Source organism: Methylobacterium sp. 142-1Y, from assembly GCF_057747795.1.
Genome location: NZ_CM173224.1, coordinates 5,161,646 through 5,185,337, shown reverse-complemented (window position 1 = coordinate 5,185,337; position 23,692 = coordinate 5,161,646). Strand labels below are relative to the sequence as shown.

Below are 23,692 nucleotides of genomic sequence, written 5' to 3'. Positions count from 1 at the left end.
AAGGCGCCCCGACCACCGGGCGTCAGCCGAAGGCGAAGTTGTCGGATGTCAGGCTCGACAGGGCGACGTTCCTGATCGTGATGCTCGTCGTGGTGTCGAGGTTGACGACGACATCCGATCCCATCTGCTGACTGGACGACAGCAGTTGATCGAACGAGGCGAACACCCCTCCGTTGAACGAAATCTGGTCGCGCTCGTCACCCGATACGACGAAGTCGCGGATCACGTCACGCCCGTCGCCGTGGCCGAACGCGAAGGTGTCGCGTCCGCGCCCGCCCGTCAGCCCATCGTCGCCGGCATTGCCGAACAGCAGGTCGTTGCCGTCCTCGCCATAGAGATCGTCGTTATCGGCGCCGCCAAAGAGGCTGTCGTCGCCCGCACCACCGCCCATGAAGTCGGCGCCTTCACGTCCTTCGAGCCAGTCGTTTCCGAGTTCTCCGAACAGGGTATCGTTCCCGAGTTCCCCCACGAGGGCATCGTTGCCGGCGCCGCCGAAGAGACGATCGTCGCCCGCGCCTGCACCGATGAAGTCGTCGCCGTCGCGGCCGTCCAGGATGTCGTTGCCGGCCTCGCCGAACAGCGTGTCGTTCCCGCCTTCGCCGATCAGGGCGTCGGCGCCGTCTCCGCCGAAAACCAGATCGTTGCCGGCTCCTGCGCCGATGAAGTCGTCGCCCTGCTCACCGTAGATCCGGTCGTCGCCGTCGTCGCCGAAGAGCGTATCGTTGCCAATATAACCGCGCAGCTCGTCGTTGCCGGCACCGCCGAGGATCAGATCCGCACCGGCATCACCGAAGAGGGTGTCGCGGCCGTCTCCACCTGAAATCGTATCGTCACCGTCCCGCCCCGAAATCAGATCGTCGCCGGGACCGCCGACAATCGCGTCGCCCAACGCCGTTCCGATGAGAGAGAGGCTTCCGCCCGGCGCATCAGTGACGTCGATCGTCGTCTGGAAGCCGGCGGCGACGAGGTCGGCGGTGGTGTAGTAGGTGTAGTTGCCGGCCTTGTCATACACCGACAGACCGGAGATCGTGTAAGTTCCGGACGCCGTATCCTTGGTGAAGATCTGCGACGACGACGACACTCCGTCCGAGAAGGAATCCTGGCTGTCGTAGAACGAGAAAGACGAACTCCGCCCGTAGGACGACTGATAGCTCTTGTCGAACGTGAATGCGACGAAATCCACGCCGAGCCCTTGATCGGTCGCCCCGACGGTGACGGACACCGCCTTGCTGCCGCCCGACAAATCGACCGATTTCGGCATCTTGAGCGATGTCAGACGGGGCTTGAAGGTATCGGCAACGGATACTCCCGTGACGTCGATCGTCGTCTGGAATCCGGCGGCGACGAGGTCGGCGGTGGTGTAGTAGGTGTAGTTGCCGGCCTTGTCATACACCGACAGACCGGAGATCGTGTAAGTTCCGGACGCCGTATCCTTGGTGAAGATCTGCGACGACGACGACACTCCGTCCGAGAAGGAATCCTGGCTGTCGTAGAACGAGAAAGACGAACTCCGCCCATAGGACGACTGGTAGATGTTGTCGAACGAGAATGCGACGAAATCCACGCCGAGCCCTTGATCGGTCGCGCCGACGGTGATGGACACCGCCTTGCTGCCGCCCGACAAATCGAGCGACTTCGGCATCGTGAGCGATGTCAGACGAGGCTTGACGGTATCGGCAGCGGGCGCTCCCCCCGTGACGTCGATCGTCGTTTGTAAGCCGGCGGCGACGAGGTCGGCGGTGGTGTAGTAGGTGTAGTTGCCGGCCTTGTCATACACCGACAGACCGGAGATCGTGTAAGTTCCGGACGCCGTATCCTTGGTGAAGATCTGCGACGACGACGACACCCCGTCCGAGAAGGAATCCTGGCTGTCGTAGAACGAGAAAGACGAACTCCGCCCGTAGGACGACTGATAGCTCTTGTCGAACGTGAATGCGACGAAATCCACGCCGAGCCCTTGATCGGTCGCGCCAACGGTGATGGACACCGCCTTGCTGCCGCCCGACAAATCGACCGACTTCGGCATCGTGAGCGACTTCAATAACGGCTTAGAGTTGTCAAGCGCTGCCATTGTGATCCAGACCGCTGTCATGCCGGTCACGTTGATGCCGGCCGCCAGTCATACAAGCGAACGCAGCGAGATCACAACCCTTTGGTTAAGAACAAGGACAGTGTGATATTACAATCACATCGCCCCCGCGCGCCACCAAATACTAACAGCGACAAAGCTTTTTAAGTAAAAATTCCTATTTTCTATGATCGCAGATCAATAGCATGACTTGATGAATTGGATTGCTCTGTCAGGCCGACGAACCACTCGTACCCGAGTGATCGACGGCCAGACCGATTCCTCACACCGCCACCCCGTGCAGATCATACGCATCCGCCGACTCGATCTTCACCGTCACGATGTCCCCGACCCGGACCGGGCGGCGGAAGGCGACGTGGACGTTGCCGTCGATCTCGGGTGCGTCATACTTCGAGCGGCCCTTGGCGACGGTGGGGCCGGCGGCGTCGATGATGACCGGCAGGCGCTTGCCGACCTTGGCCTTCTGCAACCGCAGCGACACGGCCTGCTGCGTCTCCATGAACCGGCGCTGGCGCTCGGCCTTGACCGCGTCCGGCACGGCTTCCGCGATCGCGTTGGCGGGGGCGCCGCGGACCGGCTCGTATTGGAAGCAGCCGACGCGCTCGAGCTTGGCCTCCTTGAGCCAGGCCAGCAGCTCCTCGAACTCCTCCTCGGTCTCCCCGGGGAAGCCGACGATGAAGGTCGAGCGGATGGCGAGATCCGGGCAGGTGGTGCGCCAGGAGCGGATGCGCTCCAGCATCTTCTCCTGGTTGCCGGGGCGGCGCATGCGCTTCAACACCGTGGGGCTCGCGTGCTGGAGCGGCATGTCGAGGTAGGGGAGCACCTTGCCCTCGGCCATCAGCGGGATGACCTCGTCGACATGCGGGTAGGGGTAGACGTAGTGCAGGCGCACCCAGGCACCGAGCTCGCCCAACTCCTTGGCGAGGTCGTAGAACCGGGCCCGCACCTCGCGGTCGCGCCAGGGGCTCGTGGCGTAGCGGGTGTCGATGCCGTAGGCGCTGGTATCCTGCGAGACGACGAGCAATTCCTTGACGCCGGCCTTCACCAGCTTCTCGGCCTCGCGCAGGACATCCGCCGCCGGGCGGCTGACGAGGTCGCCGCGCAGCTGCGGGATGATGCAGAACGTGCAGCGGTTGTTGCAGCCTTCCGAGATCTTCAGATAGGCGTAATGCCGCGGCGTCAGCTTGACGCCCTGCGGCGGGACGAGATCGAGGAACGGATCGTGCGCCGGGGGCACCGCCTCGTGGACCGCCGCCACCACCGATTCGTAGGCCTGCGGCCCGGTGACCGCGAGCAGGTTCGGGTACTTTTCGCGGATTTCCTCGGGCTGCGCGCCCATGCAGCCGGTGACGATCACCCGGCCGTTCTCCGCCATGGCGTCGCCGATCGCCTGGAGCGACTCCGCCTTGGCCGAATCGAGGAAGCCGCAGGTATTGACGATCACCACGTCGGCGCCGTCGTGCTTGCGGGCGAGCTCGTAGCCCTCGGCCCGCAGGTGGGTGAGGATGCGCTCGGAATCGACCAGGGCCTTGGGACAGCCGAGCGACACGAAGGAGATCTTGGGGGCGGGTGCGTTCATGGCAGCGTGAGGAATGACAGTGAGGGGATGCCGCGCCGGCCCACGGCCAAGCCGGCGCGAGCGGGATCAAGGATTTAGGGAAGGGTGCTGGGGCAGGCCATAGCACGGGGGAGGGCGGGCGTCACGGGGCGGGCCCTGCCCCCGCATCGTGGCTGATATCGCGATCGCGTCCGGTATCTTGGCCCGACGGCCGGCTTCCGCTGCGGCCCCCGCCTCCGCTATCACGGCGCGATGTGGAGCCGCCTCGTCACACCCCTCGATCCCGCCGCCGCCGCCGCCCGCCTGCGCGGGCGATGGCCCGGCCTCGCGCTCCTCGACAGCGCGATGCGGCACGACACCCTCGGGCGCCACTCCTACCTCGCCGCCGACCCGTTCGGGCGCTTCCGGGTGCGCGGCGGCCAAGCATCCTGGAACGGCGCCCCGATGCCCGGCGCTCCCCTCGACGCCCTCCGCGCCGTGCTGGCGCCGTACCGCATCGAACCGGATCCCGGCCTGCCGCCGTTCCAGGGCGGGGCGATCGGCTATCTCGCCTATGATTTCGGCGCCAGCCTGGAGCGGGTGACGCCGCCCCTTCGCCGGGCCGGCCTCACCGACGATCTCGCGCTCAACCTCTACGCCTCGGTGGTGGCCTTCGACCACCGGGCCGGCACCTGCCTGTTGATCGCCACCGGCTTCCCCGAGACCGACCCTGACGCCCGGGCGCTCAAAGCCGCCGCCGATCTCGACGCCCTGGAGGCGGCGCTGGAAGGCCCCGAGCCGGCGAGCGCGGCTGCCCCGGTCGCCCCCCTCGCCTGGCGCTCGAACTTCACCGGGGAGACCTATGCCGGGGCGGTCGAGCGGGTGCGGGACTACATCCGCGCCGGCGACATCTACCAGGCCAACATTTCCCAGCGCTTCGAGGCGGGGCTGCCGCCCGGCTTCGACGCCTTCGCGTTCTACCGGCGCCTGCGGGCGCGCAATCCGGCCCCGTTCGCGGCCTATCTCGAGGTCGATGGCCTGACCATTGCCTCCTCCTCGCCCGAGCGCTTCCTGCGCCTCGACGGCCGGGCGGTCGAGACCCGGCCGATCAAGGGCACGGCGCCGCGCTCCGCCGACCCGGCCGAGGACCGGGCCCGGGCCGAGGCGCTGGTCGCCGACGCCAAGGAGCGGGCCGAGAACGTCATGATCGTCGATCTCCTGCGCAACGACCTGTCGCGGATCTGCGCGCCCCACAGCGTCGCGGTGCCCATCCTGTGCGGGCTCGAGACCTATGCGGGCGTCCACCACCTCGTCTCGGCGGTGACCGGCACGCTCAAGCAAGGGGCGGACGGGCTCGACCTGCTCGCCGCCACCTTCCCGGGCGGCTCGATCACCGGGGCGCCGAAGCTGCGCGCCATGGACATCATCACGGAGATCGAGGGCGATGCCCGCGAGGCCTATTGCGGCGCGATCGGCTGGATCGGGTTTACCGGAAGCCTCGACACCAGCATCGCCATCCGCACGGTGCTGCTCGACGAGGCCCGCGCGGTGCTCCAGGTCGGGGGCGGGGTCACGCTGCTCTCGGACCCGCAGGCCGAGTACCGCGAGACCCTGACCAAGGCCGAGCGGGTGTTTGCGGCCTTCGCGACCGGGGAGGGTGCATGATCCTCGTCATCGACAATTACGATTCCTTCGTCTTCAACGTGGTGCGCTACCTTGAGGAATTGGGCGCCCCGGTCCGGGTCGCGCGCAACGACGCCCTCGACGTGGCGGGCCTCCGGGCCCTGGACCCGGAGGCGGTGGTGATCTCGCCAGGGCCCTGCAGCCCGGCGGAGGCCGGGGTGTCGCTCGCGGCGATCCGCGATCTGTCGGGAGAGGTGCCCTTGCTCGGGGTCTGCCTCGGGCATCAATGCATCGGCGCGGCCTTCGGCGGCCGGGTCGCGCGGGCCCGGCAGCCGCTCCACGGCCACGCCACGCCGATCGACCATGGCGGGCAGGGCCTGTTTCGCGGCCTGCCGGCGCCGCTCACGGTCGGGCGCTACCACTCGCTGATCGTCGAGCCGGTGCCGGGCATGGCGGAGCACCTGACCGTCGATGCGGTCTCGCCCGAAGGCGAGGTGATGGCGCTCTCGCATCGCCGCCACCCGACCTACGGGGTGCAGTTCCACCCGGAATCGGTGCTGACCGAGCACGGCCACGCGCTGTTCGGCAATTTTTTAGGATTGGCCCGGCGCTGGCACGCGGAGGGAGGGACGCATCGTGCTGTGGCGTGACGGGCGGTTGCAGGAGGGAACGGTCGCCCCCTTCGACCTCGCCGATCGCGGCCTGCTGCTCGGCGACGGGGTGTTCGACACCGCCATGGCGCTGGGCGGCCGGGTGGCGGCGGAAGAGGCGCACCTGACGCGGCTCGGCCGCGCCGCCGCCGCCCTCGGCTTCGCGCTCGACGAGGCGGAGGCCCGTACGGCGATGCGAGCCGTGGCCGCCGGATACGAGCGGGCGGCGATCCGCACCACCGTGACCCGTGGGCCCGGCCCGCGAGGCCTGCGCCCGCCGGCCGGAGCCCGCCCTGTCCTGTGGTCCAGCGCCGCACCGTTGCGGCCCGGCATGGCCTTTTCGGAAATGTCCCTCGGCTGGAGCGCGATCCGCCGCAACGAGACCTCGCCGACCTCCCGCCACAAGACGCTCGGCTACCTCGACGCGGTGCTCGCCGCCGAGGCCGCCGGGCCCCAAGGCCACGACGAGGCCCTGTTCCTCAACCTGCAGGGACGGGTGGCCTGCGCCGGCATCGGCAATGTGTTCGCGGTGTTCGGGCGCGAGGTCGTCACGCCGCCCCTCGAGGACGGGGTGCTCGCCGGGATCGTACGCGCCCAGGTGCTCGCCCTGGCCCCCGGCCTCGGCCTCGTGCCGGCCGAGCGATCGATGACGCCCGCGGACCTGGCGGGCGCCGAGGCGGTGATCCTCACCAATTCCCTGCGACTGATCGCGCCGGTGCGGCGGATCGGGGAGCGGGCTTACGCCAGCGCCGGGCATCCGGCGGTGCTGGCCCTGCGCGAGGCCCTGTCGCGGGAGATCGGGCAGGCCTGCGGGATGGCGGTGGAGGGCTGACGGCGCCCGACCCTGCCGCCATGACGGGGCCGTCCCGGAAAGGCGAGGCACGGAAAATCCCCTCTCCCCGCGGGCGGGGAGAGGACTTCATCGACCTTGTTGTCGATGAAGTGAGCCCGCAGGGCGAGGGTGAGGGGGTCTCGACGAATGAGGCTCCTCCGGACACACCCCCTCACCCTCGCAGCGAACCTGCAGTTCGCTGCTCCTTTCGCCCCCGACAAGGGGGGCGAAAGCCTCTCCCCGCAACGAAGTCGGGCTTGCCCGACTTCGTTCCTCGCTTGCAGATCCCGGGCGAGCCCGGGATCTGTCGGGGAGAGGGGGGAACCCGCGCTTCGTCTTTTCATCGGCAGCCCTGCTTCTGCGGGTGCCTCGCGCCGGTCTACGAGCGATCCGCGTCGGGACCGAAGCCCGCGCTCACTCCGCCTGCCCCGCCATCCGATGGCGCAGCTCCGCCACCCCGACCGACTCGCGGGCATAGGCGAGGCCGAGCTCGACCCGCAGGACGCGCAGGGCCTCCTCCGCGCGCTCGGTCGGCAGGCCACGGCGCCGGCGCTCGTCGAGCACGGCGAGCTGCCGGGCGATGCCGCGACAGGCCTGCGCGACCGTCCGGTGCTCCGCCGCGGGTGAGGATTCAGGTGCCACGCAGCCTCCGAACCGACCATCACGACGGTGTTCCGCACCGACGATCTGTCCGAAACCTGAGTGTCTGTCCGGGATCATGCTGATTGTTGGCAGAGTTTTCTGAGCATGATGCGGATGGAAGCAAGGCGCAGGAAAGCCAGCGCCTTGCGGGTGCGGCACTCCCAATCCTTCGCCAGCCGCCGGCAGCGATTGAGCCAACCAATCGTCCGCTCCACGATCCAGCGCTTGGGCAGGACCTCGAACCCGACCGCCTGATCCGACCGCTTGACGATTTCCACCGTCACAGACCGGCAGACCCGTTCCAACGCCTCCCGGAACACCGGCCCCTGGTAGCCGCCATCTGCATACAGCTTCAGCAGGAACGGGTAGAGACTAAACAGCGTCGCCATGACCCATACGCCGCCATCACGATCCTGCACGTCGGCCGGATGCACCAGAGCATGCATCAGCAGACCTTGCGTATCGACGAGGAGATGGCGCTTCTTGCCTTTGATCTTCTTGCCCGCATCATAGCCGGACGGGTCGATCGTGCGCCCCCTTTTTCCGCGCTCTTGACGCTCTGGCTGTCAATGATCGCTGCCGTTGGGCTTGCCTCGCGTCCTGCCTGTTCGCGGCAGAGAACGTAGAGGGTGTGATGGATGCGCAGGAGAGTTCCGTCGTAATCCCATAGATCGAAGTAGCCATGCACCGTCGAGCGAGGCGGTAGATCTTTTGGGATAGCGCGCCATTGGCACCCCGTTCCAAGGACATACATCAAGCCGTTGACCACCTCGCGCAGATCAACCGTTCGTTTGTTTCCCCCGCGTCGAGCCGGCGGGAGAAGGGGAGCAACAAGCGCCCATTCCTCATCCGTCAAATCAGTGGGATAGCGAAGCTTGCTGCGGTCGTACCGCTGGCGGTTCTCAGGCGTCCACATCGCTCAAGCATACGCCTGTCGGTGCGAACCGCAACGCGCTCCGAAAAAACAAATTCTTCCCGGACAGACTCTGACACGGATCGAGGCGCAAACACAATCGGCCGGGGGTTACGCGACTGTGCGTCCCATCCGCCGGGGCCTTGCGAAAAAGATCGGAAACCCGCCAGAAGTGGCGAAAGCCGGGCCGAGAGGCCCACAAGGATCGGAGAGCAGAGCATGACACGCGCGTCCCTGGCGGTGGTTCTCGGTGCCGCGACCGCCCTGGCGGCAAGCCTGCCGGCCGGCGCCAAGACGCTGGTCTACTGCTCCGAGGGCAGCCCGGAGAATTTCTATCCGGCGGTGAACACCACCGGCACCTCGTTCGATGCCGGCTCCCAGATCTATTCCAACGTCGTCAATTTCGAGCGCGGCACCACCAACGTGGTGCCGGACCTCGCCGAGACATGGGACGTGTCCGAGGACGGCAAGACCTATACCTTCCATCTGCGCAAGGGCGTGAAGTGGCATTCCAACAAGATCTTCAAGCCGACCCGTGACTTCAACGCCGACGACGTGATCTTCTCGTTCGAGCGGCAGTGGAAGGAGAGCAACCCGTTCTTCCGGGTGACCAGCGCCAACCACACCTATTTCAACGACATGGGGCTGCCGAAGCTCCTCACGTCGCTCGACAAGGTCGACGACTACACGGTCCGCTTCACCCTGACCGGGCCCGAGGCGCCGTTCCTCGCCGATCTGGCCATGCCCTTCGCGGCGATCCAGTCGAAGGAATACGCCGACGCGATGCTGAAGGCCGGCACGCCGGACAAGCTCGACCAGGAGCCGATCGGCACCGGGCCGTTCTATCTGCTGCAATATCAAAAGGACGCGATCGTCCGCTACCGCGCCTTCCCGCAATACTATGCCGGCAAGGCCGCCCTCGACGATCTCGTCTTCGCGATCACGCCGGATGCCTCGGTGCGCTGGGCCAAGCTCCAGAAGGGCGAGTGCCACGTCATGCCCTACCCGAACCCGGCCGACGTCGACGCGATGCGCAAGGACGCAAACGTCCAGGTGCTGGAGCAGCCCGGCCTCAACATCGGCTACCTCGCCTACAACACCCAGAAGAAGCCGTTCGACGACGTGCGCGTGCGCAAGGCGTTGAACATGGCGATCAACAAGAAGGCGATCATCGACGCGGTCTATCTCTCGACCGGCGTCGCCGCCAAGAATCCGATCCCGCCGACCCTGTGGTCCTACAACGACGCGATCAAGGACGACCCCTACGATCCGGACGCGGCGAAGAAGCTGCTCGCCGAGGCCGGCCTCGGCGACGGCTTCGCGATGGATCTCTGGGCGATGCCGGTGCAGCGGCCCTACAACCCGAATGCCCGCCGCATCGCCGAACTGATGCAGGCCGACCTCGCCAAGATCGGCGTGAAGGCCGAGATCAAGTCCTACGAGTGGGGCGAGTACAGGAAGCGCATCCAGGACGGCGAGCACCAGACCGCGATGTTCGGCTGGACCGGCGACAACGGCGATCCCGACAACTTCCTCCACACCCTGCTCGGCTGCGCCGCGGCGCAGAAGGGCGGCGGCAACGCCGCCAAGTGGTGCGACAAGACCTATGACGACCTCGTCACCAAGGCCAAGACCATCACCGACAAGGCCGAGCGCACCAAGCTCTACGAGCAGGCGCAGGTCGTGTTCAAGCAGCAGGCGCCGTGGTTCACCATCGCGCATGCGGTGCAGCTGAAGCCGGTCCGCAAGGAGGTGGTGGACTTCAAGCTGTCGCCGTTCGGCCGCCACACCTTCTACGGCGTGAGCCTCAAGTAAGGGCGCCCGCGTGCTCCGCTTCCTCCTGACCCGCGCGTCCCTGGTGATCCCGACCTTCCTCGGGATCACCCTGGTGGCGTTCTTCCTGATCCGCCTGGTGCCCGGCGACCCGATCGAGACGATGGCGGGGGAGCGGGGCATCGATCCCGCGCGGCACGCGGCGCTCCGCGCCGAGTACGGCTTCGACAAGCCGCTGCTCGTGCAATACGGCATCTATCTCGAGCGGCTGGCGCATGGCGATCTCGGCCGCTCGATCAGCACCAAGGAACCGGTGATCTCCGAATTCGCCAGCCTGTTTCCGGCGACGATCGAACTCGGAATCTGCGCGATCCTGTTCGCGCTCCTCATCGGCCTGCCGGCCGGCATCCTGGCGGCGCTCCGCCGCAACTCGGTCTTCGATCACGGGGTGATGGGGCTGTCGCTCACCGGCTACTCGATGCCGATCTTCTGGTGGGGCCTGCTCCTGATCCTGCTGTTCTCGGTGCAGCTCGGCTGGACTCCCGTCTCGGGCCGGATCGACGTGCAGTACTTCATCGAGCCGGTGACCGGCTTCCTGCTGATCGACACGCTGCTCTCCGACGAATCCGGCGCCTTCGCCTCGGCCCTGTCTCACCTGATCCTGCCGGCGGTGGTGCTCGGCACGGTGCCGCTCGCGGTCATCGCCCGCATGACCCGCTCGGCGATGCTCGAGGTGCTCGGCGAGGATTACATGCGCACCGCCCGGGCCAAGGGCCTGCCTTCCTGGCGCATCGTCGGGCTGCATGCCCTGCGCAATGCGCTCATCCCGGTCGTCACGGTGATCGGGCTGCAGGTCGGCGTGCTGTTCACCGGCGCGATCCTGACCGAGACGATCTTCTCCTGGCCCGGCATCGGCAAGTGGCTGATCGAAGCGATCGGCCGGCGCGACTACCCCGTCCTCCAGGGCGGCATTCTCTTGATCGGCGCGGTGGTGATGGCGGTGAACCTCCTCGTCGACCTCGCCTACGGCCTCGTCAACCCCCGCATCCGGCACGCACGATGAGCGCCGAACTTCTCGACACGCCCGCCGCCTCGGCGGCCCCCGCCGGCCCGCCGCACCCGCTCGCCGAGTTCTGGACGAGCTTTCGCGCTAATCAAGGCGCGGTGATCGGGCTCGCCATCATCGTCGCGGTGCTGCTGATGGCGGTCTTCGCCGATGTCGTCGCGCCGCACCCGCCGAACCTCACCAACGACGCCGCCTTCCTCAAGCCCCCGTTCTGGCAGGAGGGCGGCTCGCTCACCTATCCGCTCGGCACCGACGCGATCGGCCGCGACATCCTCTCGCGCCTGATCCACGGCGCCCGGCTGTCGCTGTCGATCGGCGTCGCGGTCGTGGCGGTGTCGATCCTCGTCGGCACGATGCTGGGGCTGGTCGCGGGCTTCATCGGCGGCGCCACCGGCATCGTCATCATGCGGGTGATGGACATCATCCTGACCCTGCCGTCGCTGCTGCTCGCCATCGTCATCGTGGCGATCCTCGGTCCGGGGCTGATGAACGCGATGCTGGCGGTCGCCGTGGTGGTGCTGCCGCATTACGTCCGCATCGCCCGCGCGGCGGTGATCGCCGAGAAATCGAAGGACTACGTCACGGCGGCTCGGGTCAGCGGCGCCGGCCCCTTGCGGCTGATGGTGGGGGAGGTGCTGCCGAACTGCGCCGCTCCCCTGATCGTCCAGGCCTCGCTCGGCGTCTCGACGGCGATCCTCGACGCGGCGGCCCTCGGCTTCTTAGGGTTGGGCGCCCAGCCACCCGCGCCGGAATGGGGCACGATGCTGGCGGATGCCCGCGAATTCGTGCTCCGCGCCTGGTGGGTGGTGACTTTTCCGGGCCTCATCATCCTGATCACCGTGCTCGCCTTCAACCTCGTCGGCGACGGCCTTCGCGATGCCCTCGACCCCAAGCTGAAGCGGTGAGGCGACCCATGCCGCTCCTCGACATCCAGAACCTCTCCGTCGCATTCCCGTCCGCCGGCGGGACCTTGCGCGCCGTCGACGGCGTCAGCCTGACCCTCGAGGAGGGGGAGGTGCTCGGCGTCGTCGGCGAATCGGGCTCGGGCAAGAGCGTGACCATGATGGCGCTGATGGGCCTCGTCGCCTATCCGGGCCGGGTCTCCGCCGACCGCCTCGCCTTTGCCGGCCGCGACCTGATGGGGATGCCGGCCCGCGAGCGCCGCCGCCTCACCGGCCGCGACGTGGCGATGATCTTCCAGGAGCCGACCACCAGCCTCAATCCCTGCTTCACGATCGGCTTCCAGATCACCGAGTCCTTGCGCCAGCATCTCGGCCTCGACCGGAAGGCAGCCAAGCGCCGGGCGATCGAGTTGCTGGAGCAGGTCGGCATCCCGGCGGCCGAGAGCCGGCTCTCGGCCTATCCGCACCAGCTGTCGGGGGGCATGAACCAGCGGGTGATGATCGCCATGGCGATCGCCTGCAATCCGAAGCTCCTCATCGCCGACGAGCCGACCACGGCGCTCGACGTCACCATCCAGGCCCAGATCCTCGACCTGCTGCTCTCGCTCCAGCGCGAGCGCGGCATGGCACTGGTGCTCATCACCCACAACATGGGCGTGGTCGCCGAGACCGCCGACCGGATGATGGTGATGTATGCCGGCCAGGTGATGGAGGAGCAGCGCGCCGAGGCCCTGTTCGCGAGCCCCCAGCATCCCTACACGGCGGCCCTGCTGGCGGCGCTCCCGGAGCGCAGCGAGGGCGGACGGCTCGCCACCATCCCGGGCGTGGTGCCGGGGCTCTACGACCGGCCACGCGGCTGCCTGTTCGCGCCGCGCTGCACCTACGCCACCGACCATTCCCGCGAGCAGCGGCCGGCCCTGCGCCCCTGGCAGGACGGTTTCGTGCGCTGCCACTATCCCTTGGGCGATCCCTCGCGCGACGCCCGCATCCGCCAGGACCACCCCGTCGGCGCGAGCGTGGAGGCGACCTCGTGAGCGCCCCCGTCGTCGTCGCCGACAACCTCCGCCAGACCTACGAGATCCGCCGCGGCCTGTTTCGCGCGCCCGCCCGGCTCCAGGCGGTCGGTGGCATCTCGTTTTCGATCGAGCCCGGCCGGACGCTGGCGGTGGTCGGCGAATCCGGCTGCGGCAAGTCGACCCTCGCCCGCATGGTGACGCTGATCGAGCCGCCGACCGACGGCGACCTCATCCTCGACGGGATCGACGCCGTCGATACGCCGGCGGCCGAGCGCCGCCGCCTGCGCCGCACCGTGCAACTGGTGTTCCAGAACCCCTACGGCTCGCTCAACCCGCGCAAACGCATCGGGGCGATCCTGGAGCAGCCGCTCGCGATCAATACCGGTCTGTCTGGCGCGGAGCGCCGCGAGCGGGTGCGGGCGATGATGGCCAAGGTGGGCCTGCGCCCCGAGCACGACGCGCGCTATCCGCACATGTTCTCCGGCGGCCAGCGCCAGCGCATCGCCATCGCCCGCGCCTTGATGCTGTCGCCCAAGCTCGTCGTCGCCGACGAGCCGGTCTCGGCCCTCGACGTGTCGATCCAGGCCCAGGTGCTGAACCTGCTGGCCGACCTCCAGGCGGAACTGGGGCTGGCCTACCTGTTCATCTCGCACGACCTCGGCGTGGTGCGCCACATCGCCCACGACGTGCTGGTGATGTATCTCGGGCTCGCCATGGAGCAGGGTCCGAAGGACGCGATCTTCGCCAATCCGCTCCACCCCTACACCCGGGCCCTGATGGCGGCGACGCCGGGCGTCGGGCCCCGCACCCGCGAGCGGATCGTGCTGCGGGGCGAATTGCCCTCGCCGCTGAACCCGCCGCAGGGCTGCGTATTCTCGACCCGCTGCCCCCACGCCACCGCCCGCTGCCGGGAGGAGCGCCCGCAGCCGCGGCCCTTGGCGGACCGGGCGGTGGCCTGCCACTATGCCGAGGATTTCCTGGAGGGAGCCCCGGCAGACGGACGCGCGCTCGCGGGCTGAGGGGGCCACCGCATCACGGTCAATTCAACACCCGGGGGCTTCGCTGCGCCGCCGCATGCCCTACCATCACGGAGAGAGCGGGAGCCCGGCGACCTGATCCGTGAGTGAGCCCATCGCGGCGGCCGAACCGCCGCCTCTGTCCCAGCCGAAGGCCTCGGGCTTCGCCCGAACGAGCCTCGCCCGCATGCTCGCCTTCCGCACCAGCCTGCGGGTCGCGCGCCTGCGCCACTGGCTCGCCGGACGACTGCCGCCCCGGGCCCGCGGGCGGCTGGCCGGGAACGTGCGGGCGGCCGAACTCGCCGGCCTCGCCTTCGCGTTCCGGGCCCGCGCCGTCGCGATCGTGGTGGTGTCGCTGTGGCTCCTCGTCCTCGTGCCCTGGCCGCGCGACCTCTACTACCTCGCCGTCGCCGGCCTATTCTTCCTCCTCGGCTACGTGCCCTACCGGCTGCGGCACCACCGATGGGCCGGGCCGATCAAGCTCGCCTTCACGGTGCTCGACATCGCGCTGATGACCACGGCGATCATCATGCCGCCGCCGGCCGGGCTCGGGGTCGACTGGCCGATCCAGACCCGGCTGCGCACCCCGGAATTCCTCTACGTGCTGCTGCTGCTGGGCGAGGCGGCGCTGACCTACTGGCCGGTCGCGGTGCTGTGGACCGGCACCTGGATCGTGGCGATCTGGTCCTTCGGCGTCTGGCTGGTCTATGGCCGCGCCGACACCGTGCGCTTCGCCGACACCGTCCATGACGGGCGCTTGAGCGCCGAGGCGGCGTTGCGGGTCTTCCTCGACCCGGCCTATGTCGGCCTGACCCCGCTCTGGACGCAAGCCATCGTCACCGGCCTGTTCACGCTGCTGCTCGCCATCGCGGTGTGGCGGGGACGCGGCACGATGCTGGCGCAGGTGCGCGCCGAGGTGGTGCGGGCCGACCTCGCCCGCTACGTCTCGCCCGACGTCGCCGACGCCCTGGCGGCCCGGGCCCATGCGGGCTTCGGCGCGCCGCAGACCCGGGTGGTGGCGGTTCTGTTCGCCGACGTGGTCGGCTTCACCGGCATGAGCGAGGAACTGGAGCCGGAGCGCGCCTTCGCGCTCCTGCGCGGCTTTCGCGAGCGCAGCTGCAAGGTGGTCTTCCGCCATGCCGGCACCCTCGACAAGTTCCTCGGCGACGGCTTCATGGCGACCTTCGGCGGCCTCGACGGGCGCGGCGACGGCGCCGCCCGGGCGATCGCCTGCGCCCTCGACCTCCAGCGCGAGATCGACGCCTGGACCGCCAAGCGCGAGGCCCGCGGGGCGGCGCCGATCCGGGTCGCGGTCGGCGTCCATTGCGGCCCGGTGGTGATCGGCAATATCGGCGCCGACCAGCGGGTCGAGTTCACGGTGATCGGCGACGTCGTCAACGTCGCGAGCCGCCTCCAGGCCGCCACCCGCGAGGTCGGCGGCCGCATCCTCGCCTCGGAATGCTGCCTGGCGGCCGCCGGCCCGGAGGCGGCGGGCCGCTTCACCCGCTCGCTTCCGCTCACCCTGCGCGGCCGCACCCAGCCGATCGTGGTGCATGTGGCGGAGTAGGGCCTGAGATCGGCTTGTGCGGAGGAGGGGTCAGCCGCGCTGCAGAACCTCGATGCGCACGCCGTCCGGCCCCTCGAAGAAGGCGATCCGCAGGCCCGGCTTCACGTCGGTGATGCCCGAGACCAGGGGGATGCCGCGGGCGGCGAGGTCCGCCACCGTGGCCTCGATGTCCTCGACCCGCAGGCCGATATGCTCGATGCCGCGATGCGGCGGCACCGCGGCCGGCCCGGTGCCCTCGGGCGCCTGCTCGATGAACATCCGCATCCCGCCGAGATCGAGGATGATCCGGCTCGGATTCTCGCCGCCCTCGCGCCCGATCTCCCGCGCGCCCAGCACCTCGCCGTAGAACCGCGCCGCCGCCACCGCGTCCCGGCTGCGCAGGTGGAGATGGTCGTACACGTAGCCCATGCGGGTCTCCTTCCGGCGCGTCCCGTCGCGCCGCTCGTCCCGGCCGCACGGTACGTCGCCCGGGCACCGCGCGATAGGCGACCCGGCCGCGGTTGACGCAATCCCGCGCCGCGCCCTACAGAAGGGAACCCGGGCCATGGCGCCCGCGGCCGGTTCGCAAGCGCCTGCGGCCGGTTCGGAAGGGTGGCCGAGTGGTTTAAGGCAGCGGTCTTGAAAACCGCCGTGGGGGCGACTCCACCGTGGGTTCGAATCCCACCCCTTCCGCCAAATGCCTCCGATAAGCCATTGTCCTGCATGGTTTTTCTGGCAGAGAAGGTATTGTCACCCCTCATAGCAGCCCACATTCGGTCTCGGCTTGTACTGGCCCTCAGTGGATGTGATCGGACAAGCTGCTGCAGTCACCCGGATGCCACAACAATCCGCACCGTCTCGGCGGCCTGTGTAGGCCATCGCGACACGATCTGAAGTGTCACGCAGGGCCACTTAGCTTCAGGGCACCAGACTACGGATCCGGGGGTCAGAGGTTCGAATCTATTCGGGCGCGCCACTCAACTTCCTCGCAGCACTGGTCTTTTCCTGCCGCGGGCTGGCGGCCTGCGCTCTGGTTTGCAGCCGGTTTGCAAACTGCGTCTGCGGCGACTTTTCCCAGTTTGCAATGGCCGGATCGGCCAGCGCCCGGGTGCGTGCCAGGTAGCGATCGAGGATCACCGTCACCGTCTTGAGCGAGTGGCCGAGACGCCGATGGTGTCCGGGCTGCGCAGCTCTTCGGCGCTCGCTCCGGCCATGGCTTCCGTCACGATCTGGCCCAGCCTGGCGTTGCCGGGCTCGGCATAGCCGCGAATGATGAAGATGCTGCGCGCGAGTTCCGCATAGCGGTTCGCGACCCTGGTCCGTTGTTCGCCCCCTGAAACAGCCGTCTGCATCGACGATCTCGCGTCAATATGAGTGATACTATGCGTGGTTGATCTCGAACTCTGGTTGAGAACCGCCGAATTCATGCTGTTTTAAGGTCTTTCCCGGACAAAACGTCAGAGTGTCCAGACCAGGCGGCCTTTTGGGGCAGCCGGCAGGAGGCAGGGTGGTCGAGCGCAGTAGATCTGTGACCGAACCCCATGGTGCGACCGGCAATAGGCTGGCCAGCTATGTGAGCGACGAGCTCGATGGCCGGGCCGCCGATCTCGACTTCGCCCGCATGAACGCCGAAGAGAAACGGCTCCGCCTGATCGCCAAGTCCAGCGTCCTGCAGATGACCGCCAGCACCATGGTCGATCCGGCCTGGCTGGCACGGCTAGCCCGCCCGGGCGCGAAGCCTGAATGATCCGACAAACTGCACCGGCGCGCCGCCCCGGGCAGGGGAGTGCGTGTCCTGGCGGACCAGGCTCTCAGGCTAACGCCCAGCGCCGTCTTGCGTCGCCGCCCTGCCGGGTGACGTCCTGGTGTGCAAGCCGCGTCGCCGCGGCCGGCGCGAGCTCCTCGAACAGCAGCAGCTGGGCGAAGCTCTCGCGGGCAAAAGCGGTGCGTAGGACGGCGATCGTAGCGGCTGTGCTTAGCCACGGCCGCCTCCGCTTCAAAGCCCACCGAACGGGGCCCAAGAAAAAATGGTCGTCGCGCTCCGATCTCGAACGGTTCAGCGGGAATGAGAGCTGCTCTTGAAGCTCTAGGGATTGCCCATATGAACGAAGGCGAGACACCCGGCATTCGCCATTGTAAGGTTGATTTGTTTTTCCGATGCCCGTTCTGCCGGTTGGAGCATGACATGCCTGTGTGGAACAATTGCACAATGAGTTCCTACTATGATGATGGCTTGATTGAGGAGCAATGCGTCGTAAAGATCGAAGGCAGCTCGATTATAATCGAATATATGAATGGAAAAAATCGTTATTCGTTTGTAGGGGTGGAGCAAACCGACGGGCACTATAAATTAACAGCACAGACTCACAAAGGTCGGGCTACGCTTCACCGCTTTCCGAATGATCAGTTTCTAGAAGGCTGGTGGCACGAAGACGGTAGAGTAGGAATGTGGCGCATTCAGCTAGACGATTGAATACCGATTAGGTCATCGGAATTTTTGATTATAGTCGACTGGGACGCCTTTTTCAAGGAAGAACACGCTGCCGCGCATGTAAAGGAGCGCCTCCTCTCGGCCGTGCCGCATCGCCGTGCCGCGAAGGGGCAGTTAATTGCCGTCCCGTTGTTGAAACCTAATGCCAATGACGTTCTACAGCATGCAGGCGCATTTTAAGTAGAAATTTTATCGACGAATAATAACAAAATTATCTACATTGATTTTTCTACATTTTTGTGCAATATTGCTGTTATAGAAAGCTGTTCAGTGCAACGCACTGGCGCTGATCGATGTTAGCCAAGGAGATCTGCGATGCACCAGCGACCCTCTTTCTCCGCCCGGCGTCAATCGCCGCCGCCCGGCCAGCCCGCCCTCCACGTCAGCATCTTCGCCAAGGCCCCCGCTCCGGGGGCCTTCTTCGTTTCAGGAGCACGCTGATGAGTGGCAAAGCTGCTCTGCAACTCGTCGCCGAAGTGCCGCTGCGGCCCATGACACCGGCGCTCGTCCTGTTCGGGCGTGATGACGCCGGCCGGCCCCGCGCCGCCTGGTTCGATGCCAGCGAAGCCAAGCTCGCGGCGCAAGCGGCCGAGGTGATGAACCTCCGGGTGGTACAGCTCGCCGACGACGAGCAGCGCGCCTTCGCCGATCAGCTCACCCATGGCCGGCTGTTCGGCAGCGGCCGCGCCTTCATCCCCTACATCCGGCGCGAGCTCTTCCCCCGCCTCCTCGAACTCGCCGGCGTTCAGGTGGATCCAGACGGCACGGACCAGGCCCCTGCCGCCGAGGATGGCCCGCCCGCGGCAACGCAAGAGCCGGGGAGGGGAACGCTGCCCCGCACGACGACGGCAGCCCCTCTGCCGCCCGCTTCGCCCGGACCCTTCGTCGGGCACAAGCTGCCCCGCGACCGGGATGAGATCGGGCTGGGCAGCATCGTGCTCGCTCATGAGGGGGCCGACGAGGGCTGGTGGGAGGCGGAGGTGATCGGGATCAACGGCACCGTCCACTCGCTGCGCTGGCGCGACTACCCGACCGAGCCCACCATCCTGCGCCGCGCCGACGAACTCGCGCTGCTGCCGCCCGGCAAAGCTTAGCGGTTCCGCGCCCCCGCCCGAGCCACAAAGGCTGGCTCGGGCGCCCAGTGGCAGGCCGCATCGTGCCGCCGCCTACCTCCCTTTCGATATTCGAGGCTCTCATGCTGACCACCGTCCTCGACGTGGATCGCACCCGCGCGCTCAACGACATCCTCCGCCGCTCCCTCTCGGGCGGCTTACTGATGCTGACCGCTGGCGTCATCGCCCTCGGCCGCGAGCGCCAGCAGATCATTCTCGACGCCATCGCCGCCTACAACGACTTCACGCCCGACAACGATCCCCGCGGCGAACACGACTTCGGTGCACTCGAGGTCGCGGGCGAGCGAGTGTTCTTCAAGATCGACTACTACGACCGCGCGATGACGGGGCACTCCCCGGATCCGGCCGACAGCAGCATCACGACGCGAATGCTGACCGTCATGCTCGCCGGGGAGTACTGACGTGGCCGGACGCAGACTGGCGGCCTCAATCATCCCCACCCCCGGGCCGTGGCTGGCGCGCGGCGAGGCCGAACCGGGAGCATCGCCCGCGCAAACTATGCTCGGGGTCGAGCCAGCGGCCGAGGATCGCACGGGTGGCTGGCCCTACTTCATTCGGCGGGATGCACCCGTCGAGCCCGGTGGCTGCCCGCTGCACATCGCCACCGGCATTCAGCGGCTCGCCGACGCTCAGCTCCTGGCCGCCGCCCCAGACCTCGCGGAACGGCTACTCGCGCTGCTCACCGCGCCGGCACTCCGATCGCGCGACCTCGACGCCCGGACCCGCACGGCGATCGACGCAGCTTGGGCCCTCCTCATCCGAGTCGCCCCGCAGCTGGAGATCGGCGCGTGAGGCGTCCGACGCGCCCGGCGCAACCAGCCTCCCCAACCCGGTGTCGAGGTTCACCCGGACTTCGCGCGCCGCCCCGCCCGCAACGGCATCGGTGGCTCGGCCCCGGCTTCGGGTTCGATGAACAGAGCTGCAACCGGCACGGCGAGGGCGACCGCCATCGCCTCCAGCGTCGAGATCGTCACGTTCTCCGAGCCGCGCTCGACCCGCCCGACATAGGCACGGTCGATGCCGGCCGCGAGCGCCAACCGCTCCTGCGAGAGGCCCTTGGCGACGCGCAGCCGCCGCAGATTCCAGCCGATGAGTGCTCGCACCTCCATGGCGCGAGAGAGCCAGTCCGCGGCTTGACAATCGACGGACCAACAGTCCCACATTCCTTCTATCAAAGGGCTCGGCCGCAGGCCGTCGGCCCGTTCCATGGAACCTCTGTCATGCTGCTGTCCGCCTCCGGAGCCTATTTCCTCGTCGCCTTGATCGCCGCCGCGGTGAGCTATGTCGTGGCTCATCGAAAGGGCCTCAACGCCGTCGGCTGGGCGTGGGCCTCGCTGTTGTTGCTCGTCCCTGCAGCGATTTTGCCGTTCGTACCCTCACGACAGAGGCTGGAGCGGTCGAGTGGTGTTCCGGACGAGACTTGGCAGGCCCTCCTTGCCTACGATCCCGACATCAAGGCGGCCGCGGCGCAGCTCGCTCCCTACGGCGCGCCTGCCCTCGATGAACTGCGGCGGGCCTGGGCGGCGGTCCCCGATAAAGGGGCGTTGCCGGCGATGGTTTCGGCCATTGAGGCGCGATGGTCGGGCTACATGGCCGCGGGTCTGGTGCACGTCGAAACCCAGGACGGGGTTGCGGTGCTGCGGGACGCAGCGGGGCGTTATCACGTCGGGGAGCGTCAGACCGGTGACCTCCGCACGGCGCGCCTCATCGCCTCGGCCAGCGCGCGGCGGGCGCGCACGTCCTCGGTGGCTGGCATCGTCGTTGGAGTAGCCGTTCTGGCCGCCGCAGTGACCGGTGCTGGCCCGGCGAGCGCCCAACCCGGCGCGACCGGGATGACGCTGCCGAGCTGCGAGACCTACGATCGCGAACGCCCTCGTGGCGGCACGCGGGAGCAGCTGTCCGATCTGTTCGGCCTGTCGGTCTACCGGTGGGGTGACGCAGAGTACGGCCGCTATCGGGCCTTCCTGCTCGACTGCAAGCGCACGCTTCCGGGCTTCCGCCAGGATATGATACGATTTCCGTATGATTCGATCAGCTTAGCTGTGAACTGACGGGTGTGCTGGCGCATTGGTCGGTCATGCTGTTTGTCGAAGGAGGCGGCGATGGCTGGCCCGGTAGCCCACCTGAGCGTGTCGGAGTTGGCGGAGCGCTTCACGGCCTGCCGTGACGCGCGCACCGCCCGCCAGACCCAGGCGATCTGGCTTCTGGCCAAGGGCCACAGTTTCGCAGAAGCCGCCGCGGCGACCGCCTTCAGCGAACGCTGGGTGCGCCGTTTGTGCGAGCGCTACAACGCTGAGGGGGTCGAGGCGCTGGGTGATCGGCGCCGCCACAACGGGGCCGCGGCCAGCCTCCTGACGCCAGATGTCCTCGAGCGATTGCGTCAGCGCCTGGCCGAGCCGCCGCCGGACGGGGGCGTGTGGACGAGCCGCACGGTGGCGGACGTCCTGGCCCAGGACCTGGGGCGCGAGCAGGTGGCGGTGCAGCGCGGCTGGGAGGCGCTCAAGGCGCTGGGCTGGTCGCTGCAACGGCCGCGCCCGCGCAACCCGCGCGCGGCCACGCCCGAGGCTGCGCAGGCTTTTAAAAAAAGTTGGCGCAGGCCGTCGACGAGGAGGAGGCCCGTGAGCCGCGCCTGCCGGTCGTCGTCTACGCGATGGACGAGCACCGCCTCGGCCTGAAGCCGGTCACGCGACGGGTCTGGGCGCCGGCGGGAGAGCGGCCGGTGGCGCTGGGCCAGCATCGCTTCAAGTGGCTGCACGTCACCGCCTTCGTGGCGCCGGCCATGGGCGAGACGGTGTGGTACCTCTCCAACGGCCTGTCCAAGCCGTTCTTCGAGCGACTCTTGGCCGACTTCGCGCGCGAGGTCGGAGCCGGCACGCGCTGCCGGGCGGTGGTGATGCTCGACAATGCCGGCTGGCACACGCAGCCCAATCTAAGCGTGCCCGAGGGTGTGCGGCTCGTCTACCTGCCGCCCTATACGCCCGAACTGCAGCCGGCCGAGACGTTGTGGCCGCTGGTCGATGAGCCGGTGGTCAATCGGTACATCGCCAACCTGGATGAGTTGGAACGCGTGGTCGAGCAGCGGTGCGCGACCTTAAGCGAGCAGCCCGGCCTCATCAGCTCACGCACAAGCTTCCACTGGCTGCCCAAAACCGCAAAGCCAAAGCCCAAGCTGGCCTAATCAACCGGAAAGCGTATGACACTGCGCGATTGGGCAACTGCCGTCGAGAGCAGCGTCGCGACCCTTAAGGCCTACACCGGCTACGTGAACCGGTTCGGCGAGCCGATGGGCCGACAGAGCGGGTCTCGGCCCCGCCTGGGCGAGCCGGACTACACGCGCGCTTTCGAGATCGTGTCCTGCGACCGCTTCACCGAGGCGACGGTCAACGCGTGGACGCGCGGCGGCCCGCCCGACGCATCGGCGGCCGCACCGTTTTCGGTGCCACTGGCGGCATGGCGCTACGAGGTCTGGCGCGCCTTCGAGAACCGCGTGCTGGCCTGCGGCAAGCGGTCCGGCTCGCCGGTCGAAGCCGACGAGAGCTGGATGCGCGTCATCGTCTCCCAGCAGGAGACCGGGAATGCTGCTGCGATCCGGCAGGCGCAGCAGGAGGAGGCCGCGGGCGCAGCACGGCTTGCCGGCATTCTAAGCCGGGCCGCCGAGGCCGAAAGCTCAACCTCGGCCGACGACATCGCTGGCAAGCTCAAAGCCGTCGATGCTCTCGCGGCGGGGCTGAAGCTCGCCCCCGCCGACGCCGCGCAGGTTGCGGCGGCACGAGCGCAGATCGACGCGCGTCTACGGGCAGCCCGAGCGGCCGAAGCCGAAGCCTGGGAGCGGGATCGCCCGGCGCGAGAGGCGCGGGCCCAGCAGCAAGAGGACGAACTGGCGGGCCTGCAACGTCAGAACCGCGAGCGTGACGCGGAAGCTGCGGCCGAGCGTGAGCAGGCTACCCGGATCGAGGCGGAACGGCAGGCTGGGGCTCGGGCGCAAGCCGAGCGGCAGGCGGCGGAGGCTGCGGCCCAACGGCAACGCGACGCAGCTCAGCGCGCCGTCAACCGGGAGGAGCGGGAACGAGCAGCCGCCGAGACCTTGGCCCGCCTCCGGCGCGAGGAGGAATCGGCGCTGGCGCGTGATCCGTGCAACCGGGTCGAAGTGCGCCGGCAGTTGATGGAGGCCGCCAATGCCACGGACCGCGCACGCTTCGGGGAGCGCAAGCTGCTCGATTTGACGCGTGGGCTTACGAATTCTGGGCAGCCTGATGCAGTACGTTCGTGCGTGTTCGAGGCCGAGTGGTCCTCGGGCCAGCGTGGGCTGGTGACGATCACGGTGCGCAAGAACTCATTCGGTGACGACCTGATCGAGGTGCGTCCGTGAATAAGGTCGCCAGAGTACCCGGAACAGCTGATGTAAAGTGTCGGAGCCAACGAACATGTTAGCCCTGCGCTCCGTCAAGGACGCAGGGCTATGA

At 67.9% G+C, this 23,692-nt stretch carries 26 protein-coding genes and 1 tRNA gene; 19 read left to right on the top strand and 8 right to left on the bottom strand.

Going from position 1 to position 23,692, the window contains the following annotated elements:
* Nucleotides 1-22 precede the first annotated feature (22 nt).
* On the bottom strand, nt 23-2,092 hold the full coding sequence (locus AC3AOF_RS23890; protein ID WP_488346693.1) for a calcium-binding protein: 2,070 nt from the start codon (nt 2,090-2,092) through the stop codon (nt 23-25).
* A gap of 259 nt (nt 2,093-2,351) precedes the next feature.
* Nucleotides 2,352-3,668, bottom strand: a complete 1,317-nt coding sequence (gene rimO / locus AC3AOF_RS23885; RefSeq protein ID WP_488346692.1) for a 30S ribosomal protein S12 methylthiotransferase RimO — start codon at nt 3,666-3,668, stop codon at nt 2,352-2,354.
* Nucleotides 3,669-3,899: 231 nt separating this feature from the next.
* Between rimO and pabB the strand changes: the two genes are divergently transcribed.
* The 3 genes from pabB to AC3AOF_RS23870 are packed head-to-tail and all read left to right on the top strand — an operon-like array spanning nt 3,900 to nt 6,731.
* Nucleotides 3,900-5,291, top strand: a complete 1,392-nt coding sequence (gene pabB / locus AC3AOF_RS23880) for an aminodeoxychorismate synthase component I (protein ID WP_488346691.1) — start codon at nt 3,900-3,902, stop codon at nt 5,289-5,291.
* The gene (locus AC3AOF_RS23875) at nt 5,288-5,899 is read left to right on the top strand and encodes an anthranilate synthase component II (RefSeq protein ID WP_488346690.1); all 612 of its coding nucleotides are present in this window, start codon (nt 5,288-5,290) and stop codon (nt 5,897-5,899) included. The genes pabB and AC3AOF_RS23875 overlap by 4 nt, the downstream gene beginning before the upstream one ends.
* The gene (locus AC3AOF_RS23870) at nt 5,886-6,731 is read left to right on the top strand and encodes an aminotransferase class IV (RefSeq protein ID WP_236988507.1); all 846 of its coding nucleotides are present in this window, start codon (nt 5,886-5,888) and stop codon (nt 6,729-6,731) included. The genes AC3AOF_RS23875 and AC3AOF_RS23870 overlap by 14 nt, the downstream gene beginning before the upstream one ends.
* 414 nt (nt 6,732-7,145) lie before the next feature.
* Here AC3AOF_RS23870 and AC3AOF_RS23865 read toward each other — a convergent pair whose 3' ends face one another.
* Together AC3AOF_RS23865 and AC3AOF_RS23860 are read right to left on the bottom strand one after the other, a co-directional pair.
* Nucleotides 7,146-7,373: a hypothetical protein gene (locus AC3AOF_RS23865; protein WP_236988508.1), complete on the bottom strand. Its 228-nt coding sequence runs from the start codon at nt 7,371-7,373 to the stop codon at nt 7,146-7,148.
* Between the two features lie 74 nt (nt 7,374-7,447).
* Nucleotides 7,448-8,289, bottom strand: a protein-coding gene (locus tag AC3AOF_RS23860; RefSeq protein ID WP_442919232.1) for an IS5 family transposase whose coding sequence is annotated in 2 segments (ribosomal slippage) — nt 7,448-7,899 and nt 7,899-8,289 — 843 coding nt in all. Because the reading frame shifts where the segments join, the coding sequence is not laid out codon by codon here.
* A gap of 216 nt (nt 8,290-8,505) precedes the next feature.
* Between AC3AOF_RS23860 and AC3AOF_RS23855 the strand changes: the two genes are divergently transcribed.
* The 6 genes from AC3AOF_RS23855 (at nt 8,506) to AC3AOF_RS23830 (ending at nt 15,626) form a co-directional block, all read left to right on the top strand.
* On the top strand, nt 8,506-10,101 hold the full coding sequence (locus tag AC3AOF_RS23855) for an ABC transporter substrate-binding protein (RefSeq protein WP_488346689.1): 1,596 nt from the start codon (nt 8,506-8,508) through the stop codon (nt 10,099-10,101).
* Between the two features lie 10 nt (nt 10,102-10,111).
* A complete protein-coding gene (locus AC3AOF_RS23850; protein WP_236988510.1) occupies nt 10,112-11,122 on the top strand; it encodes an ABC transporter permease subunit in 1,011 nt (336 codons plus the stop codon).
* Nucleotides 11,119-12,030: an ABC transporter permease subunit gene (locus AC3AOF_RS23845; RefSeq protein WP_236988511.1), complete on the top strand. Its 912-nt coding sequence runs from the start codon at nt 11,119-11,121 to the stop codon at nt 12,028-12,030. The genes AC3AOF_RS23850 and AC3AOF_RS23845 overlap by 4 nt, the downstream gene beginning before the upstream one ends.
* 8 nt (nt 12,031-12,038) lie before the next feature.
* Nucleotides 12,039-13,061, top strand: coding sequence for an ABC transporter ATP-binding protein (locus AC3AOF_RS23840; RefSeq protein WP_488346688.1), 1,023 nt, complete (start codon nt 12,039-12,041; stop codon nt 13,059-13,061).
* Nucleotides 13,058-14,062, top strand: coding sequence for a peptide ABC transporter ATP-binding protein (locus AC3AOF_RS23835; protein ID WP_488346687.1), 1,005 nt, complete (start codon nt 13,058-13,060; stop codon nt 14,060-14,062). Before AC3AOF_RS23840 ends, AC3AOF_RS23835 begins: the two co-directional genes overlap by 4 nt.
* A 100-nt stretch (nt 14,063-14,162) precedes the next feature.
* Nucleotides 14,163-15,626, top strand: a complete 1,464-nt coding sequence (locus AC3AOF_RS23830) for an adenylate/guanylate cyclase domain-containing protein (RefSeq protein ID WP_488346686.1) — start codon at nt 14,163-14,165, stop codon at nt 15,624-15,626.
* 30 nt (nt 15,627-15,656) lie between these two features.
* Here the strand turns inward: AC3AOF_RS23830 and AC3AOF_RS23825 are convergent, their stop codons facing one another.
* Nucleotides 15,657-16,034, bottom strand: a complete 378-nt coding sequence (locus AC3AOF_RS23825; protein ID WP_236988515.1) for a VOC family protein — start codon at nt 16,032-16,034, stop codon at nt 15,657-15,659.
* Between the two features lie 177 nt (nt 16,035-16,211).
* Between AC3AOF_RS23825 and AC3AOF_RS23820 the strand changes: the two genes are divergently transcribed.
* Nucleotides 16,212-16,301, top strand: a tRNA-Ser gene (locus AC3AOF_RS23820).
* 264 nt (nt 16,302-16,565) lie between these two features.
* Here AC3AOF_RS23820 and AC3AOF_RS23815 read toward each other — a convergent pair.
* Nucleotides 16,566-16,742, bottom strand: a complete 177-nt coding sequence (locus AC3AOF_RS23815) for a hypothetical protein (protein WP_236988538.1) — start codon at nt 16,740-16,742, stop codon at nt 16,566-16,568.
* A gap of 2 nt (nt 16,743-16,744) precedes the next feature.
* The gene (locus AC3AOF_RS23810; RefSeq protein WP_236988539.1) at nt 16,745-16,957 is read right to left on the bottom strand and encodes a hypothetical protein; all 213 of its coding nucleotides are present in this window, start codon (nt 16,955-16,957) and stop codon (nt 16,745-16,747) included.
* 155 nt (nt 16,958-17,112) lie between these two features.
* Here AC3AOF_RS23810 and AC3AOF_RS23805 point away from each other — a divergent pair, with 155 nt between their 5' ends.
* From AC3AOF_RS23805 to AC3AOF_RS23785, 5 genes are all read left to right on the top strand, one after another.
* The gene (locus AC3AOF_RS23805; protein WP_236988540.1) at nt 17,113-17,352 is read left to right on the top strand and encodes a hypothetical protein; all 240 of its coding nucleotides are present in this window, start codon (nt 17,113-17,115) and stop codon (nt 17,350-17,352) included.
* 354 nt (nt 17,353-17,706) lie between these two features.
* On the top strand, nt 17,707-18,078 hold the full coding sequence (locus AC3AOF_RS23800; protein WP_236988541.1) for a hypothetical protein: 372 nt from the start codon (nt 17,707-17,709) through the stop codon (nt 18,076-18,078).
* Nucleotides 18,079-18,536: 458 nt separating this feature from the next.
* The gene (locus AC3AOF_RS23795) at nt 18,537-19,190 is read left to right on the top strand and encodes a hypothetical protein (RefSeq protein ID WP_236988542.1); all 654 of its coding nucleotides are present in this window, start codon (nt 18,537-18,539) and stop codon (nt 19,188-19,190) included.
* Nucleotides 19,191-19,294: 104 nt separating this feature from the next.
* The gene (locus tag AC3AOF_RS23790) at nt 19,295-19,630 is read left to right on the top strand and encodes a DUF3768 domain-containing protein (RefSeq protein ID WP_488349045.1); all 336 of its coding nucleotides are present in this window, start codon (nt 19,295-19,297) and stop codon (nt 19,628-19,630) included.
* Nucleotide 19,631: 1 nt separating this feature from the next.
* Complete coding sequence (locus tag AC3AOF_RS23785) at nt 19,632-20,021, top strand: hypothetical protein (protein ID WP_236988543.1); 390 nt, start codon at nt 19,632-19,634, stop codon at nt 20,019-20,021.
* A gap of 50 nt (nt 20,022-20,071) precedes the next feature.
* Here AC3AOF_RS23785 and AC3AOF_RS23780 read toward each other — a convergent pair whose 3' ends face one another.
* Nucleotides 20,072-20,338 carry a helix-turn-helix domain-containing protein gene (locus AC3AOF_RS23780; RefSeq protein WP_091887011.1) on the bottom strand — a complete coding sequence of 89 codons (267 nt, stop codon included), beginning with the start codon at nt 20,336-20,338 and terminating at the stop codon, nt 20,072-20,074.
* Between the two features lie 111 nt (nt 20,339-20,449).
* Here AC3AOF_RS23780 and AC3AOF_RS23775 point away from each other — a divergent pair, with 111 nt between their 5' ends.
* The 4 genes from AC3AOF_RS23775 to AC3AOF_RS23760 are packed head-to-tail and all read left to right on the top strand — an operon-like array spanning nt 20,450 to nt 23,598.
* Entirely contained in the window at nt 20,450-21,280 is an 831-nt protein-coding gene (locus AC3AOF_RS23775) for a hypothetical protein (protein ID WP_488346685.1), read from the top strand.
* Between the two features lie 51 nt (nt 21,281-21,331).
* Nucleotides 21,332-21,904: a helix-turn-helix domain-containing protein gene (locus AC3AOF_RS23770; RefSeq protein WP_236990882.1), complete on the top strand. Its 573-nt coding sequence runs from the start codon at nt 21,332-21,334 to the stop codon at nt 21,902-21,904.
* The gene (locus AC3AOF_RS23765; RefSeq protein ID WP_236993125.1) at nt 21,817-22,407 is read left to right on the top strand and encodes an IS630 family transposase; all 591 of its coding nucleotides are present in this window, start codon (nt 21,817-21,819) and stop codon (nt 22,405-22,407) included. Before AC3AOF_RS23770 ends, AC3AOF_RS23765 begins: the two co-directional genes overlap by 88 nt.
* A gap of 15 nt (nt 22,408-22,422) precedes the next feature.
* Nucleotides 22,423-23,598, top strand: coding sequence for a hypothetical protein (locus tag AC3AOF_RS23760; RefSeq protein WP_488346684.1), 1,176 nt, complete (start codon nt 22,423-22,425; stop codon nt 23,596-23,598).
* The last annotated feature ends 94 nt before the right edge of the window (nt 23,599-23,692 follow it).

Excerpts from the sequence above, each read along its gene's own strand:
- AC3AOF_RS23890 (WP_488346693.1), bottom strand. The coding sequence starts at position 2,092 with ATGACAGCGGTCTGGATCACAATGGCAGCGCTTGACAACTCTAAGCCG.
- rimO (WP_488346692.1), bottom strand. The coding sequence starts at position 3,668 with ATGAACGCACCCGCCCCCAAGATCTCCTTCGTGTCGCTCGGCTGTCCC.
- pabB (WP_488346691.1), top strand. The coding sequence starts at position 3,900 with ATGTGGAGCCGCCTCGTCACACCCCTCGATCCCGCCGCCGCCGCCGCC.
- AC3AOF_RS23875 (WP_488346690.1), top strand. The coding sequence starts at position 5,288 with ATGATCCTCGTCATCGACAATTACGATTCCTTCGTCTTCAACGTGGTG.
- AC3AOF_RS23855 (WP_488346689.1), top strand. The coding sequence starts at position 8,506 with ATGACACGCGCGTCCCTGGCGGTGGTTCTCGGTGCCGCGACCGCCCTG.
- AC3AOF_RS23845 (WP_236988511.1), top strand. The coding sequence starts at position 11,119 with ATGAGCGCCGAACTTCTCGACACGCCCGCCGCCTCGGCGGCCCCCGCC.
- AC3AOF_RS23840 (WP_488346688.1), top strand. The coding sequence starts at position 12,039 with ATGCCGCTCCTCGACATCCAGAACCTCTCCGTCGCATTCCCGTCCGCC.
- AC3AOF_RS23825 (WP_236988515.1), bottom strand. The coding sequence starts at position 16,034 with ATGGGCTACGTGTACGACCATCTCCACCTGCGCAGCCGGGACGCGGTG.
- AC3AOF_RS23810 (WP_236988539.1), bottom strand. The coding sequence starts at position 16,957 with ATGCAGACGGCTGTTTCAGGGGGCGAACAACGGACCAGGGTCGCGAAC.
- AC3AOF_RS23800 (WP_236988541.1), top strand. The coding sequence starts at position 17,707 with ATGAACGAAGGCGAGACACCCGGCATTCGCCATTGTAAGGTTGATTTG.
- AC3AOF_RS23795 (WP_236988542.1), top strand. The coding sequence starts at position 18,537 with ATGAGTGGCAAAGCTGCTCTGCAACTCGTCGCCGAAGTGCCGCTGCGG.
- AC3AOF_RS23780 (WP_091887011.1), bottom strand. The coding sequence starts at position 20,338 with ATGGAGGTGCGAGCACTCATCGGCTGGAATCTGCGGCGGCTGCGCGTC.
- AC3AOF_RS23775 (WP_488346685.1), top strand. The coding sequence starts at position 20,450 with ATGCTGCTGTCCGCCTCCGGAGCCTATTTCCTCGTCGCCTTGATCGCC.
- AC3AOF_RS23770 (WP_236990882.1), top strand. The coding sequence starts at position 21,332 with ATGGCTGGCCCGGTAGCCCACCTGAGCGTGTCGGAGTTGGCGGAGCGC.
- AC3AOF_RS23760 (WP_488346684.1), top strand. The coding sequence starts at position 22,423 with ATGACACTGCGCGATTGGGCAACTGCCGTCGAGAGCAGCGTCGCGACC.